The following is a 15861-nucleotide window of genomic DNA, read 5'->3' on the forward strand; positions in this document are numbered from 1 at the left end:
CGGATAAGGAATGTCCGAAAAGCACACTCTTTCCCGGTAAAGATTTTTGCCGCCCTTGGAAATCCCGTCATCCGGCCGTTACCCGGTCGCTGAGCCCCGTCCCCGTCACTCCGGCCGGCTCCCGCTCCCCGTCGTCCGGAGCGAGCCGGGGTGACCGTACGGCGCAGGCCGAGGCGGACCAGGCCGTGACGTGACGGCCTTTCTGGCCGGCGGGGGTTCGGGGACGCCGTGCGGGCGTCCCCGAACGTGGTCCGCCTGTCGGCTGGGGCCGGCTCCGCTGCGATCGGAGCACGGCCGTAGCCCCGGAGGTGTTGCGGGGCTGCTACCGGGAGGGCGTGTACCACATCCGTCGACGCCCGTGACCTCCGGCGCGCGCGGTTGCGATGGCCACGGACTGGACACGAGCGCGGCCCGGATGTCGTCGTCGGCCTTGACGTTGGATCGATGCTGCCTGTCGGCGCAACCGCGTAGGCTCGCCGCGAGCTGGAGAGGGGACTGCAGTGGAAGATCCGAGGGGTATCGCAGCGCTGGTGGAGGTCATGCCGGCGGATCTCGGCGCCGATGAGGAGATCGACTGGCCAGAGGCCGAGGCGTGCTGGGGCACGCGTTTTCCGCAGGACTACATGGCCTTCATGTCTGTGTACGGTGCGGGCACGTTCAACGAGGTCGTTGTCCTGATGCCCCTGCCCAAGGAGTACATCCGGTGGGACCCTGGGACGTTGGAGGAGGAGACCGAGAACGCCCGCTACACCTGGGAGATGGTGGGCGGTCAGGAAGGTCTCGACATCGACCCGGAGCACATCCTCGCGTGGGGGGTCACTTCGGGTGCGGACATCTTGTGCTGGTTGACCACCGACCCCGACCCCGACCGTTGGCCCGTGCTTGTCTGCGGTCGCCACACACGTGATGACTTCACCCTCTTCCCGTGCGGCATGGTCGAGTTTCTCCGGCGGTTGCTACTCGACGAGTTCGAGCCCTATCCGATCAGCATCGACTTGCGTGGCTCTCGGCCCGGTTTCGTGCACTGGCTGGAGCAGCAGCGCCGGTGGAAGGCGGACGCCGCTGCGGGCGAGTTCGGCCCATGACTTCAGGTGCCAGCCGCGTCCCCCGATGGGCCGTACTCCGGCCGGGTGGCTGGTGATCGGGGCGGTCCTGCCCGATGTGTGGTGAGCGGCTGAGGTCCACTGCAAGGGCGGGGGGCACTGGTGACCTCCGTCGCCCCCTCGCCGCCGTCGACGCCGACCAGGGCTGGACTGGCACCGAACCCACCGCAGACACCCCGGACAACCCGTCGGCTCCGGCCGGCTACGAGGGGGCGTCGAACCCCTGGCCCGTCCCCACCCCGGTGCGGTCCCGGCAGTACGGGGCGGGCCGGTGGGATGCGAGGGCGGTCGGGGCAGGCGGCTCCGATGGGAAGAGGAGGTGTGGTGGTGGGGCGGGGTTCACGGGCTGCGGCTGCCGAGTGCGGGCGTGGTGCCGAACGGAGCAGCGGGGAAGCGGGATCAGTGATCTGAACCGGCGGATTGTCGCCGGCAGGGGCGATCTGGCGGTGTGCGGTGGATATGACTTCCGGGCCTTCCATTCCCGAGTGCCGTCCAGGAGTGTCGATGTCCGTGTCCCGTCCCCCTGCCCGGATGGTGGCGTTGGCCACTGCCGCCTTGCTCAGTGCCGGAATGACCATCTCGGCAGGGGCGCCTGCGATGGCCGCCCCGGTCGGCTGCACGTCTGCCACCAACACCGTCTTCCCCACGCCGCTGCCCGACGGCAGCACCCCCACCGGCACGGTGTGGACGTGCACGCAGGGTCTGAACGCGGCGCTGGCGGTCGGTGACGGCGCCACCCCCACCCAGGTCAACATCACCAACAGCACACAGGGCGGTGCCGGCATCGGTGTGAACGGCTCGGTGAGCTATACCGGCACCGGCATGGTGAGCATCAACGTCACGGGCGGGACCGGAGCGGCCGACGTTCCCGGCGGTGCCGGCAACCTCGGCGGCATCACTGTCAACGGCCCCACGGACGGCACGACCCAGAAGCCCACCTCCACCGGCGAGGCCGCCCACGTCGCCGTCACCGCAGGCGCGGGATCCGGGTCCCGGAGCACCGGCGGGAACGGCTGTGCCGCCACCGGCATCACCATGAACACCGGCGCCGGCAGCACCCTGGCCGTCACCGGCGGGAACGGCGGGACCGGTGCCGCGGGCAGCGACGGCGCGCCGGGCAGCAACGCCTACGGGACCGCCAACGGCGGGAACGGAGGAGACGGCGGAGCCGGCCAAGCAGGCGGCAACGGCGGGCACGGCTCCTACAACTGCGTGATCAACGCCCCCACCTCCGCCGTCACCCTCACCGGCGGCAGCGGCGGTGCGGGAGGCAACGGCGGTGCCGGCGGCAACGGCGGGTTCTCCAGCTCCAACCGGGGCGGCGACGGCGGCAGCGGCGGTGCGGGCGGCGCCAGCGGAAACGGCGGAGCCGGCGGGAACACCGGCACCGTCACCGGCGCCACCATCACGGCCACCGCCGGCAACGCCAGCGACGCCGGGAACGGGGGGAGCGGCGGCAGCGGCGGGGACGGCTCCGCCAACACCATGAACGGGACCGGCGGTGCCGGCGGGAACGGCGGCTCCAGCGGGACCGGGGGGACCGGGAGTCAGGACGTCGGCCTGACCGCGAAGGCCGGCGCCATCACCGCCACCGGCGGGGCGGGCGGGAGCGGTGGGAGCGGCGGTTTCAGCTACGCGTTCGGCAAGAACGGGAGCGCCGGAAGCGGCGGGGCCGGCGGCGTCGGCATCCAGAAGGGTGCGATCGACGCGGCCGGCCCGGTCGCCGCCACCGGCGGGAACGGCGGCGCCGGTGTGGCCGGAGGCGCCGGCAGCGGCGACACCATCACCGCCACTGCCACCACCTTCGCCGCCACCGGCGGGAACGGCGGGGACGGTGCGGCGGGCGGAGCCGGCAACACCGGCACCCTCACCGCCGCCACCACCACGGTCACCGCCCAGGGCGGGGGCGGCAGCACCGGCGGGACCGGCAACACCGGCACCATCAACGCCGCCACCGCCACGGCCACCGGCGGAACCGCCACCGACACCACCGGCGGTACGGGCGGCATCGGTAACACGGGCACGCTCACCGCCACGACCGCGAGGGCCACCGGCGGCAACGGCGGCACGGGCAGCACCAGCGGCACGACCACCGGCGGCAACGGCGGCATCGGCAACACCGGCACCATCAACGCCCCCACCGCAACCGCCACCGGCGGCAACGGCGGCGCGGGTGGCGACAGCGCCTTCGGCGGCGGCACGGGCGGCACCGGCGGCGACGGCAACAGCAGCACCGGCACGATCACCGGTGCCCGGGCCACCGCCACCGGCGGAACCGGCGGCGCCGGCGGCCGCGGCGGCAGCCTCTTCGGCGGCGGGCCTGCCGGCCATGGCGGCAACGGCAACGACGGCAGCATCAACGGCTCGGCCAGAGTCGGCGTCCGGGGCGGAGACGGCGGCGACAGCGACACGCTCGACCAGAACTACTGGGGGCACGGTGGCAACGGCAACCAAGGAGGCATGATCTACGGCCCGCTCACCGGCCACTGGGAGGAAGTGAGTACCGGCGGCAACGGCGGGTCCCTCCTCGCAGCACTCGCCGACGCCTCCCGCAGCGCCACCACGGCCCAGAAGGCCAACCGTGATCTGCTCGTCGGCCCCGCCGGCGTCGGCAACTCCGGCGGCACCATCGCCTTCTCCGGCGACCGGAACAGCGTCACCGTCGACCAGAACGGCACCGCGCTCGGCGACCACTCCAGCATCAACGGCGGCACCGGCAGCGACAACACGATCAACGTCGGCACCAACGACGGGTACATCGAAGCCGGTAGCGGCGGCGGTGACCACTGCTCGATCGTGATCAACAACGACCCCGCCGACACCCACGACTGCTCCTGACCCGCGTGAGTGCCGGGCTTTTGCCCGCTCACCGGTCCGGGCCTGGGCGGGGCGTGCGAACCCGAGCGCTGCGGCGGGCCGCAGGGGGATCGACTGCCTACTGACGCAACTTCGGGATCCCTGAACTGCTCCCGCACTGCCCGAGCGATCGGTGCTCTGGATGAAGGCGAGAGTCGATGTACCTCGGTGCAGTGGCTGCTGGATGATCTCCTGCGTGACGAAGGAAGCGGATGCGGGTGCGGTCGTTGATGAAGCTCATACGTGGGACGCCCGGCTGGGCTGGGCGTTCGGGCTGATAGCCGACGATCCCGCCGAACGGGCTGCGGCGCTGGTCCGTCTTGCCGGGGTCCAGGGGAACGTGCGGGATGCTCTCGGTCGGTTCAATGAGGTGTGGCGCTTGACGCTGCCGCTCGGAGGACAGGAGCAGTGGCAGGATCCGGCCCTCCTCGAGGCACATGAGAGGTACGTCGAAGCCGGGAGGCATTCGCTGCCCGACGCGTTGTGGAACCGCCCGTCCGGGGACATCAGGACATGGCAGGGTCTGCCCTACGCGCTCCTCTTCCTGGAGTGGGAGGCGAGGTATCCGCAGGAGTGGACCCGGCATGCCAAGAAGTGGGGCACGAAACAGAGCCTCCTACGGGACGTGGCGGTCGCTGACCACGGCGAGACGGTCAGGACGAAGCTCATCGACCTCGTCGAGATCGTCGTTCAGAGGGCCTACCGCTGCAAGGACCGCGAGTACCTGCGCGTTGCCCGAGCCGTCGACAGTGAGGATCTGCGCGGCAGGCTGGAAACCGCCGCCCGGTCTGACAACCCATGGGCGCGCCGGCATGCCGGCTATGTTCTCTGGCTCCTCGATCGCCCCGAGGTGCCTCACACCATCCACGTCTGGCAGAACTGGGTTGCGGCCGAAGCCAGAGGGTGACGCCTCCGACCGCCCCCTCCGGCGACATCCTGGGCGAGGTCCCAGGGAAGCAGCGGCTCAGTGGCCGGCGGACCCCGATGGCTTTGTCGACGGACGTTCCGCTCGACGTTCCAATTCTCTATGCGATGTGCTCGCGAATGATTTCTCCGATCTGCCGAGGAAGTCCAGGCGAGAACAATGAGTGCCCCATTCCCGGAATCGGCTGGAATCGGGAGTGAGGGACTTCCTCGGCGAGGGCGCGGCCGTGCGGGAGCGGGCGCAGGGGGTCCTCGGTTCCGTGAATGACCAGTGTCGGGGCCTTGATCGAGGACAGCGGGGCCAGGCGGTCCTCGGTCATGTGACGTCCGGCCAGGTCATGGTTGAGGGCCGCAGTGTGGTCACTGGTCCGGTCGAAGGAGGCGTGCACGAAGTGGCGAGCGGCTGGCTCGTCGAACGGAAGGACGTCGCCGTTGAGCACACGCCACGTCTCCAGGTTCGCCGTGACGTACTCGTCGCGAGTCCCCTGCGGGAGGGCGGCGCGGTGTGCGAGGTGAGTCAGGAAGCGTGCCGTGGGTGGCGGCAGGTCGCTGGGGTCGGCTGCCTGGCCGGCCAGGGCGCGCGCCCAAGCCGGGCCCGCACTGTGGCCCATCGGGCCGGTCATCACCGCGGTCAGCGTCAGTACGCGTTCAGGACGGTGCACGGCCAGCCACTGGCCGATCGCGCCGCCCAGGGACGCTCCCACGATGTGCGCGGCGGCTACCCCGTGGCCGTCGAGCACCGCCGTCGCGTCGGCCGCCAGGTCCGCCAGGGCGTAGGGGTGGGTGGTGAAGTCCACGCAACTGGACCGCCCGGTGTCCCGGTGGTCGTAGCGGATGACCTGTCGACCACCGGCGACCAGCACATCCACCAGCTCGTCCGGCCATCCGATGCCCGGTGCGGCGGTACCCATCACCATCAGGACTGCTGGGTCGTCCGAGGCTCCGAACCGTTCGGTCCACAGCCGCAATTCACCGGAATCGACGATCAATTCAGCGCGCGCAGTCATGGCTGCCAATGTAGCGAACAAGTGGGCAATTCTCCATTGTCTCCGTCGATATGACTTTCCATCACCATTCTGGTAAAATACTGAATAGTTCACGGAGGTGTCGGCTGGACCGCGCGGGCTTCTACCGCTCGCTGTCGTCTCGGCCCTGTTCTCCGAAGCCGTGTCGCTGGTGCCGCAGGATGAGGACATGGCAGAGACCGCAAGGCGCAACGGGTCGACCACCCGGTACCGCATGAGTACGCGTACTCGACCTCGGTCCCTTTGGAGCCGGGGCGGGCGCGGTCGACGGGTGAGGGGCCGACGTGATCCCCCTTGAGAGGACGTCCTGCTGGCATGGGGGATGGTTCATGGCCTCGTCGGCCCGCTCGGCACCTCTCTGACCTGCTGGAATGGCTATCAAGCCGCCGGTGGGTTTCCTTGATGGCCCATCAAGGAAACCCACCGGCGGCTTGATGGCTCTGGTGAGTTTGCCGGAGCGCTTCCGTTTCCCCCTCCGCTGCTACCGCCCACCACGCCTACCGGCGGACGCTCTCAGTGATGTTCACGAGAGCGGGGGAGTCGGCTGCCGCGGGCCTGCCCCCGGCGTATCCGTCACTGCCCGGTCCGGTTGGTGACGGGCTGTTGAGGGACGGTCGGCAGTTCAAAGAGTGCTTGGACGGTTTCGGTGGCCAGATCTCGCAGCCAGGTGTGGGCGCGGTCGTCGTCGTAGCGCTGGTGCCACAGCAGGTACAGCGGGACCTCGGGCAGCGGGAGTGGCGGCGGCAGTGTGGCGAGGCCGAGTTGGTCCCGGGCTGCGCGGGTGACCGCGTCGGGGAGGGTGACGACCAGGTCGGTGTCGCGGGCGAGTTGCAGCGCGAAGGCGGCGGTGGGCCCGGCGGCGACGACGCGTCGTTCCAGGCCGCGGGTGGTCAGGGCGTCGTCGATCGGGTCGCGCAGGCTTCCGCGTCGCGAGACGGTGAGGTGTTCGGCGGCCGCGTAGCGCTCGATGCTCAGTGGGCCTTGAGCGAGGGGGTGGCCTGGTCGGACAGCGACGACCAGCCGATCGCTGCCGACGAGGCGGTGGCGGATGTCCGGGAGCGTCGGAGCGCTGGAGCTCGATTCGAGGTCAACCTCACCTCGGCGCAGCTCGGCGTCGTCCGTCCCGGGCTCGGCCCACAGGCGCAGCCGGACGGCGGGGGCCTGGTGGTGGACGGCGGTGATCAGGGCGGTGCCGCAGGCGGCGGTCAGGGCGTCGTGCCAGCGCACGGTGAACACCCGGTCCAGAGCTGCCAGGTCGAGTTCTTGCTGCGAGGACAGAAGGTGGTGGGCCTGCTGTACGAGGGCGTGGACCTGGCCGCGCATGGCCAGCGCGCGGGTGGTGGGAACCATGCTGCGGCCGGTGCGGACCAGGATCTGGTCACCGGTGGCCTTGCGGATACGGCCCAGGGAGCGGCTCATCGCCGGCGCGGTGACGTGGAGGCGTGCTGCGGCGCCGGCGACGCTGCCCTCTTCCAGCAGCGCGTCCAGGGCCGTGAGCAGGTTCAGATCCAATTGCACGGCGGTAACTCTACAACTGAATAGCATGCACTTGTTGTTAATGAGCGGGGCACATACCTTCGAAGTGCAGGCGGGCGTCGAGCAAGCCGCCCGCACCCATCGAATCGAGGGAGCCCGCCATGAGCACAGCCATGCCTTTCGCCGCCGACACGCCGCTCCTGGCCGAGGTGACCGCCGCGGTGAAGACCGCGGGCCGCACCCTGCTCGGCCGCCACACCCCGCACGCCCGGGGCGTGAGTCTGGACGAGGTCGTCGCCGAGATCCACGCCAACGACGACGCGGTGCTGGACGTGCTGCGGGAGCCGCTGCTGCGGGCCCGGCGGGGATCGCAGTGGGCCGAGGACGAACTGGCCGGCGGTGCGCTTGCGCCGGGGGAGTGGTGGGTCGTCGACCCCGCCGAGGGCAACATCAACCACGTTCACGGCCTGGACGACTGGGCCGTGACCGCCACCCTGGTCCGCGACAACCGGCCGGTGCTCACCGTCGTCCACCTGCCATTGACCGGCGACACCTACACCGCTGTGGCCGGCGGCGGTGCCCGCCTCAACGACCGGCCCCTGAAGGTGTCCGCCAAGACCGACCTGCGCGCCGCGCTCGTCGGCACCGGCCAGGCCAGGCCCGGCGAGGACGAGCGTACCTTCCGGCGGATCGGTGACTCGGTCACCGCCATGCTCATCAACGGCCTGGTCGTGCGCGTGTCCGTTCCCGCCACGATGCAGCTCATCCACGTCGCGGCCGGACGCACGGACGCCTTCTGGCAGTTCTCCGACGTTCGCTCCGGTCTGGTCGCCGGTGCGCTGCTGGTCTCCGAGGCCGGAGGCACCGTCACCGACCTGGCGGGCGAGCCCTGGAACACGGGCAGCCGCGACTTCCTGGCCGCCGCCCCCGGCATCCACACCGCCGCTCTCAAGGTCCTGGCGCCGATCGCCTGACCGGACACCCCCGCTCCACCCACCACACACCGCAAGGAGCATCACCTCATGACCAGCATCGGCATCCTGGGCGCCGGCCGCGTCGGCGCCAACCTCGCCGCCAAGCTCTCCGCAGCCGGACACCGTGTCACCCTCGGTGTCCGGAACCCGGAGGAGACCGCAGCCCTTGCCGCCGGCATCGCCCCGCAGACCGCCTTCGCCGACCAGCGCACCACCGCCCGCACGGCGGACATCGTGATCAACGCGACGCCCGGCGACACCTCCCTGGGCCGACTGACCGGCCTGCGCACCGAACTCGCCGGAAAACTCCTCGTCGACGTCTCCAACGCCACCCGCGACGCCGATGACGGCCTGCCCGGCGACCTGTGCTACCCCGGCAGCAGCCTCGCCGAGCAACTCCAGGCCGCCCTCCCCGACACCCGCGTGGTCAAGACCCTCAACACCATGCTGTTCATGGTCATGACCGCTCCGGAAACCCTGGCCACCCCACCGACCGCCTATCTCTCGGGTGAGGACCGGAACGCGAAGAAGACCGTCACCGGCCTGCTCCGCGACCTGGGCTGGCAGCCCGCATGGATCGAGGACCTCGGCGGCATCACCACAGCCCGCTCCGCCGAGGCCATGATCCTCGTGGTTCCCCACATCCTGCGCCGGCACGGCTTCAAGCCCTTCGCCGTCTCCCTCGCCCGCTGACCCCAGACCGAATCCAGCAGCGGGTTCCTGCGAGGCAGCGGGGCGCTGGCACGGACAACGTCCGCCGAGGTGCAGGTGACGCCCGAACTCATCGACATTGATCACGCCCACTGGACGCGAGGCGACTCCCGAGGTCGTCGACACACGACCCCCATTCCCGCGTACAGCGCCAAGCCGCCGATGATCGTGCCCGAGGCCGCCCCGCATCTGTCGGCCTCGGCACCGGCCACCACCGTTGCGGCGTCTGACCGGCAGGCGGCCGGCCGCGACCGGCGCGCGGAGGCGGAGACGACCCGCCTGGCCGGCCTGGCCCTGGGCCGGCTGCACCGGCGACCTCGTCACCTGGGCGGAAACCCGGCTCGCCCTGGTCGTGGAGATCGTCAAGCGGACCGACGACCTGCCCGGGTTCCCCGTCATCCCACGCGGCTGGGTGGCGGAGCGGACGTTCGGCCGGCTCATGCGCTCACGCCGCCTCGCCCGCGACCACGAGATCCGCACCGACGGCTCCCAGGCAGTGATCCTGTGGCTCATGATCATGGTCATGAGTCGGCGTCTCGCCTGTCACCATCGCCGGGCCCGCCGTGTCACCCCACGCCGGGCCCGGGACGAAGAGTGCAGCGGGGCTCGGCGTACGGCCGTGCCGCCGCGAGCGGAGCCTGACGTACGGCCAGGGCGCTCGCCGACGGCAGTCATAACTGTTATTGTTACAACGCGATGGGAGGTGGTGGACGGCATGGGTGCCAACAGCAGGCTGACCGTCGCCGCGCACGCCCTGACCTGGATCGGGCTGTATCAGCGCCGCGGCCACGAGGTCGCGACCTCCGAACAGATCGCGACGAGCGTCAACACCAACCCCGTGGTGATCCGGCGCCTGCTGGCCCAGCTGCGCAAGGCCGGCCTGGCCGACTCGCGAAGAGGCGCCGGCGCCGGCTGGACGCTCTCGCGGGACCTGTCGGCGATCACCCTGCTCGACGTCTACGAGGCGGTGGAGCCGGGTCCGATCTTCGCCCTGCATCCCGCCACGCCCGACCCCGGGTGCGTCGTGGGCCACGGCATCGCACCAGTGCTGGGCGTCGTCTACGACGGGGTCGAGACCGCTCTCCGCGCGGAGCTGGCGAGAACCACGCTGGAGGACGTACTGCGCGACGTACTGAAAGCCACCTAGTTGCGCCGCGGGCCCTGCCGGACCGCGGCAGCAGGGCGCTTTTCGCGCCCCTGAATGTAACCAGAACAGTTACATCAAGCATCGGAGAATGCCATGGGACAGCTGGACGACAAGACCGCCCTCGTGACCGGGGCCTCCACCGGCATCGGCCTGGCCATCGCCCGCCGGTTCGCCGCCGAGGGGGCCACCGTCTACCTCACCGGCCGCCGAGAGGCCGAACTGGCCGACGCCGTCGGACAGATCGGCGGCCGCGCCATCGGCATCCGCAGCGACGTATCGCAACTCGACGACCTCGACCGGCTCTTCGCCGAGATCACCGAGCGCAGCGGGCGTCTCGACATCGTCGTGGCCAACGCCGGTGTCGGCGCCTTCGGCCCGCTCGGGGCGATCACCGAGGAGGAGTACGAGCGCACCACCTCCATCAACTTCAAGGGCACGGTCTTCACCGTACAGAAGGCGCTTCCGCTGCTGTCGGTCGGCGCCTCGGTGATCCTGCTCTCCTCCAGCGCGGCCCTGCGCGGTGTCCCGGGCCTGGGCATCTACGCCGCCACCAAGGCCGCGATCCGCAGCCTCGCCCGCACCTGGGCCGCCGAACTCGCCGGCCGCGGCATCCGGGTCAACGCCCTCGCCCCCGGCCCCGTCACAACCCCCGGCGCCGACGAACTGCGGGCCGCCCTCCCGCAGGACGGCCAGGCCGCCGAGCCCGCCGCACCGACCCCACTCGGCCGCCCCGGCCACCCCGACGAAGTCGCCGCCACCGCCCTCTACCTGGCCGGAGGCCAGAGCTCCTTCACCACCGGCGCGGAACTGTTCGTCGACGGCGGCGCCACCCAGCTCTAGCCACACGGATCGCCCTCGGCGCAATTCCACGCCGAGGGCGATTCGCTGATGCCTGCTCGGCGCCCCACTGAGGGTCATGAGCCGGCGTGTCGCCCGTCACCACCGCCGGGCCCGCAGTGTCACCCCACAATCCCGGGCCGCCGCACCGGCCCGTCCCCTACGGTCGCAGGATGAGCGAGCAGCCCACCGTCATCCGTCCTCCCGAGACCCTTCTCGACGAGCCCGGGAAGCGGCTGTCCCACGGAGGCGTTCTCGACACGCCGTCAGGGCTGTTCACCGTCCTCGTCTTCGAACACCCCGGCGCGCCGGCCCACGCCGAGGCGACACCCTCGTGGACCGTCTACCTGACCGAGCCGGGCACCCGGCACGCCGTACTCGCGCTGCCCACGCGACCAGCCCTGGCGTAGGCCAAGGACGTGAGCCGCGCACGTGCCCGGCGGTGCGTCGACGGGCCGCACTCGTGTCTCCGGGTCGGGACAGCGACCGGAGCGACCGGAGCGACCGAAGTTCAGGACCTGCCCGATGAAGGGCCTCCTGGCCGGCGGTCTGCCTCCGTGGCTCCCTCGGCGTAACCGGTGGGCTCGTGGTCTGCACGGACGGGAATCACCGTGCGGATGCCGCGCCTGCGCAGGTGGTCGCGGACGGCGCGGGACGAGCAGGCCTTGTCGGCCAGGACGGCGTCCGGCCTGGTGCGGGGACGGCCCCCCACGTCCCGGCGGCGTCCCCGGGATGCAGGCGGGCGTCCCGGGACGGGCGGGGACGCACCGGCTGGTGACACGGGCGGGCCCCGGGCGCGACACTCTGCGTCGCGGATCCCGCACGACGTTTCCCCGAAGGAGCCCCTCCATGCGCCTGACGACCCGCCGTATCGCGAGCACTGGTGCCGCCATGGCCATAGCCGTGACCGGCCTGCTGCTGGGCGCCGGCGCCTCGCCCGCGTTCGCCGCGACGAGCTGCTACGCCAACAGCTGCAGCGGACTCAACCCCGCCACCACGACCTGCGCCAACGACGCCCGGACGATCCAGACCTCGTCGTTCGGCGTCGAGCTGCGCTACAGCCCCTCCTGCCGGGCCACCTGGGCCCGCCGTACGTCCGGCATGAACGGGGTGGGCGACACCATCTCGATCTGGAACTCCTCCTCCGACTTCAATGCCCTGCACGTTCCGGCCGACGCCTCCGGGTCGTACTACACGCTCATGGTGAACGACGCCGACATCAAGTCCCGGGCCTGCGACGTCGTGGACAGCTACGGCGGCGTCTCCTGCACGGACTGGTTCTGACCCCGACCCGCCCGCGCCGACGCCCCGGGAGACCGGCGGCGGCTTCCAGGGGGTACTGCGACACGTGGTTGGTTCTCGGTTCGCAGAACAAGTACACCGGCTCCATGATCGGCTACGACCGCTACGCGGACGGAGAGCGGATCAGCCCGTACTGACGCGAAGTCCCAGGGTGTCTCGGACGGGTGCCACCCTGAGTGAGGAGGCGGTGAGGCGTTCACCCACCGCCTCCTCACTGGAGTGCGGCCCCTGTTACCCGGCCAGCCCGGCCAACCCGGCCGGTGCGCGCGGTGCCCGGAGCAGGGCGGAGAGCGGTGCGTCCTTCTTCGCGTCCAGCGGGGCCGGCGTCCGGGCTGTGGCCGACGGCTTCGGTGCGATCACGCAGTTGGACTTGCCGGATTCCGCTTCGCCGTTGATGGCGGTGACGCAGAATTCGTAGTTCCAGACGCCGGGGACGAGGTAGGCGATGCCCCGGCTGGTCTCGTTGGTGATGTACTCGTCGGCCTTGAACCCGCTGCCGTCGTGCTTGGACCCGCTGCTGTCGTCGACGTTACGGATCCAGACGCGGTAACCGGCGGCCCACACGGACCCGTTCCATGACAGTTGGACGGTAGTGGCGTCGGTGGAGGTGACCTCCAAACCGCTGGGGGCTGGTGGTGTCCCGGCACCGACGGTGACGGACCGGGCGACGCCCGGCATTCCGCCACCGGCGGCATTCCACGTGGCCACCGCGACGAGGTAGTGGTGGCCCGGTTTCAACCCGTCGATGTGCGCCGAATGTCCCCTGACCGCGGTGCTGTTGGTGAACGCTCCGGGGGTGTCCCTGTCCCAGGTGGTGATCTCGTACCGGTCGATCGTGTCGGTGTACGGGCCGGTCGCCGCGTCCCAGGACACGTCGACGCCGGTGGCAGTGGCCCGGGTGACGATTCCCTTGGGGGCCGCGGCGGTTTTCGGGTTCGCGACACCACCGACCGTGTGGGACCACTCGGACTTCCCGTCCTCACCGTTGTCGGTACGGACCTGGTATTCCCACTCCCAGCCGTCGAGGGTCCAGGTGGTGTCGAAGCGGGCCGCTTTGACCGGTGTCTCGTTCCAGGTGCCGGAGCCCTTGATCCGGTGCCGGACGGTGTATCCGTGGGCGCCGAAGACCGGCTCCCAGTCCAGGGTGATGCCGCTCGGGCCGGAGTCGATCCAGATCGTGTCCGGCGCGAGCGTCGGCCGGTCCGGGATGTGGGTGGGGATGTCGATCAGCTGGCTGCCGAGACCGTAGCTGGTGTGCAAGGTGCGCACGAAGGCCTGGGCGATCTGGTACTCGCCCAGGGCGTTGGGGTGCAGCCCGTCGTAGCCGGCAGGGCAGTCATGCGTGTCGCAGCTGTAGTTGCCGGCCCAGTCGACCAGGGCCACGCGGGACTTGTCGTTGCTCCACGACGGGATCGCGGCCGCGAGCATGCTGTTGTACGTGGTGGTGTTGACGGGCAGGTCGTCCCGGCCGCCGATGGACGTGCGCTGGGGAACGTTGGCCAGGGCGAAGTTGAGGTCCGGTTTGGCGGCGCGGGCCTGGTCGACCAGCGTCCGCATACTGTCCAGCGTGCCTTCCGGGCCGCTGACGAACCAGCCCATGTCGTTGAAGCCGAGCCCGACCAGGAGCAGGTCGGGCTGGTACTTCGCCACCTGCTCGGCGATCAGCGTCTTGTCCTGCGCCGCCTGCCGGCCCCAGACCGAGAAGTGGTGGGAGTCGAAGTCCTTCGCGACCCCGGGGGCATACGCGCCCGAGGTGACGGGAGCGCTCTGAGCCGGTGGCGGGGCTTCCCCCTGCAACGGCGGCACGGGCGGGGGCTTGGGGGATTCCTGAGGACGGGTTCCCTGGTACGGACCGACGAAGTCGACGTCGATGTGCTCCTTCTTGAACCATTCCCACAGGCGGTAGCGCCAGGTCCAGTCGCCTTCGTAGCCCTGGCTCATCGAATCGCCCACCACCATCACCTTCAGTGGCACCCTGGACTCGTCGGTGCCGCCGTCGCCGGCTCGTGGTTCCGCGACCCAGTCCATGACGAGGGCCCAGCGGATGGCGTCCTGGAACGCCTCGGCGATCTTCTTGTTGCCGGAGTCGTTCGGCGTCAGGCCGTCACCGGACAGGTCCTCGGTGGTCAGGGCGCCGGTGTCGGCCAGGACGACGTGCCGTCCCGCGCTCTGCCAGGCGCCGACCATCTCGCGGATCTCGGCGTTGTAGGCGGTGATCCGGGCCTGGACGGCGGGGTCGGTCGCGGGACCCAGGGTGGCGAGTGCCACGACCGTGCCCGGGTTGTCCTTCTCGATCTGGTCGACCAGGTCCTTCAGCCGCTGCGCGGCGCCGTCCTGCTTGCCGTCCCGCATGTCGTACGTGCCGGCCTGCAGCGTCACGATGTTGGGCCGGTACTTCGGCAGGGCGGTCGTGGACCGCTTGGCGATGTCGCTGATCTGCTCGCCGGGAGCGCCCTCGTAGGCCGGGTCCCCCTTCTGCCCCGTGGAGCCGGAGCCGACGAAGTCCACCGGAACGTCCCGCTTCTTGGAGACGAGCGAGATCAGGGCATAGAGCGAGCCGGCCAGGGTGGCGCCGTAGCCGATCTTCGCGGTGGTGCCGAAGGTCGAGTCGCCCAGCGGCATCACCTTCAGCTCCGGCGGTTCCGCCGCCGCGCGCATGCCGTTCCACCACACGGGGTAGTGGTCGCTGCTGCCGCCGTTCATACGGCTCGCGGTGGCGTCGCCGGGGTTCCCGTCGGAACTGACGAAGTAGTCCAGTTCGTTTCCGCTCTGGTGGGTGGGAAGTCTGGAGTTGTAGACGCGGGCGCCGATCGGGAAGGTGCCGCGGCGTTGCAGCGTCCGCGGGTCGATGTTGAAATCGCCGCCGGCCGTCCAGCGGTACTGCGCGCCCCAGGAGCGGACGGAGTCGCGGATCGCCGTCAGCAGGGTGTTGGAGTCACCGCCGCCGCCCGACAGGCCGTGCACGTTGAAGTACCAGTCGTCTCCGAACCGGACGCCCAGCGCGGCCCGGCCCCGCTCGATCGGGTTGGTGACGACGCGTACCTCGTCGGGCTGGTCATGGGTGATGGTCGCCAGGTTCACCCGGCCGCCTTGGCCCCGGCCGCCGTTGTCGTCGGTCTGGATGAAGAAGACGTGGTACGGGCTGGGCTGCAGCCGGCTGCTGAACGGTTGCCAGGCCGAGTGCCGGACGGTGTCACCGTCCGCGGTGGTGACGTCCGGCTGTTGGGTGGCGTGGCTCGGGCCCTGGGGCCCGGCTTCCTGGATCAGGACGATCTCGGCGGACCTGGCGTAGCCCTGGACCTGCGAGGACCACTTGCTGGCCGTCGCGTCGCCCTCGCCCTGGATGTTGTTGGTGATGATCGACGTCTGCCGTAACGGCGCCGCGGCGGCGGGGGAAGCTCCTGGTACCACGACGAGTGCCGTACCCAGAATCGACAGTGTCACCAGTGCCACCCTGGGTCTGGTCACCAGACGCAGCCGGGCCAGTGCACCGGTGAGGTGTTCCT

At 70.6% G+C, this 15861-nt stretch carries 12 protein-coding genes and 1 pseudogene; 9 read left to right on the forward strand and 4 right to left on the reverse strand.

From position 1 onward, the window contains the following. Positions 1-539 precede the first annotated feature (539 nt). From BG452_RS33170 to BG452_RS33180, 3 genes are all read left to right on the forward strand, one after another. On the forward strand, positions 540-1085 hold the full coding sequence (locus tag BG452_RS33170; RefSeq protein WP_223243104.1) for an SMI1/KNR4 family protein: 546 nt from the start codon (positions 540-542) through the stop codon (positions 1083-1085). A 588-nt stretch (positions 1086-1673) separates the two neighbouring features. Then, complete coding sequence (locus tag BG452_RS47335) at positions 1674-3941, forward strand: hypothetical protein (protein WP_188308056.1); 2268 nt, start codon at positions 1674-1676, stop codon at positions 3939-3941. Positions 3942-4155: 214 nt separating this feature from the next. Further along, positions 4156-4866 (forward strand): hypothetical protein, encoded by a 711-nt coding sequence (locus BG452_RS33180; protein WP_188308057.1) that lies wholly within the window; start codon positions 4156-4158, stop codon positions 4864-4866. 118 nt (positions 4867-4984) lie between these two features. Here the strand turns inward: BG452_RS33180 and BG452_RS33185 are convergent, their stop codons facing one another. Further along, positions 4985-5890: an alpha/beta fold hydrolase gene (locus BG452_RS33185; RefSeq protein WP_188308058.1), complete on the reverse strand. Its 906-nt coding sequence runs from the start codon at positions 5888-5890 to the stop codon at positions 4985-4987. Between the two features lie 591 nt (positions 5891-6481). Then, complete coding sequence (locus BG452_RS33190; protein ID WP_188308059.1) at positions 6482-7426, reverse strand: LysR substrate-binding domain-containing protein; 945 nt, start codon at positions 7424-7426, stop codon at positions 6482-6484. A 119-nt stretch (positions 7427-7545) separates the two neighbouring features. Here BG452_RS33190 and BG452_RS33195 point away from each other — a divergent pair, with 119 nt between their 5' ends. The 5 genes from BG452_RS33195 (at position 7546) to BG452_RS33215 (ending at position 11463) form a co-directional block, all read left to right on the forward strand. Beyond that, positions 7546-8358, forward strand: coding sequence for an inositol monophosphatase family protein (locus BG452_RS33195; RefSeq protein ID WP_188308060.1), 813 nt, complete (start codon positions 7546-7548; stop codon positions 8356-8358). Positions 8359-8406: 48 nt separating this feature from the next. After that, complete coding sequence (locus BG452_RS33200) at positions 8407-9051, forward strand: NADPH-dependent F420 reductase (protein WP_188308061.1); 645 nt, start codon at positions 8407-8409, stop codon at positions 9049-9051. 733 nt (positions 9052-9784) lie between these two features. Then, a complete protein-coding gene (locus BG452_RS33205) occupies positions 9785-10216 on the forward strand; it encodes an Rrf2 family transcriptional regulator (RefSeq protein WP_188308062.1) in 432 nt (143 codons plus the stop codon). Between the two features lie 93 nt (positions 10217-10309). Next, on the forward strand, positions 10310-11056 hold the full coding sequence (locus tag BG452_RS33210) for an SDR family NAD(P)-dependent oxidoreductase (RefSeq protein ID WP_188308063.1): 747 nt from the start codon (positions 10310-10312) through the stop codon (positions 11054-11056). A gap of 170 nt (positions 11057-11226) precedes the next feature. Continuing rightward, on the forward strand, positions 11227-11463 hold the full coding sequence (locus BG452_RS33215) for a hypothetical protein (protein ID WP_188308130.1): 237 nt from the start codon (positions 11227-11229) through the stop codon (positions 11461-11463). Between the two features lie 129 nt (positions 11464-11592). On the opposite strand, the pseudogene BG452_RS33220 reads toward BG452_RS33215, so the two are convergent. Beyond that, positions 11593-11759, reverse strand: a pseudogene (locus tag BG452_RS33220) (IS5/IS1182 family transposase); the annotation flags it as partial. 143 nt (positions 11760-11902) lie between these two features. On the opposite strand from BG452_RS33220, the gene BG452_RS33225 reads away from it, so the two are divergent. Continuing rightward, positions 11903-12337: a DUF2690 domain-containing protein gene (locus tag BG452_RS33225; protein ID WP_188308064.1), complete on the forward strand. Its 435-nt coding sequence runs from the start codon at positions 11903-11905 to the stop codon at positions 12335-12337. Between the two features lie 249 nt (positions 12338-12586). Here the strand turns inward: BG452_RS33225 and BG452_RS33230 are convergent, their stop codons facing one another. Next, positions 12587-15799, reverse strand: coding sequence for a GDSL-type esterase/lipase family protein (locus BG452_RS33230; RefSeq protein WP_188308065.1), 3213 nt, complete (start codon positions 15797-15799; stop codon positions 12587-12589). Positions 15800-15861 lie beyond the last annotated feature (62 nt).

The organism is Streptomyces sp. CBMA123 (genome assembly GCF_014596465.1).
Taxonomy (GTDB): domain Bacteria; phylum Actinomycetota; class Actinomycetes; order Streptomycetales; family Streptomycetaceae; genus Kitasatospora.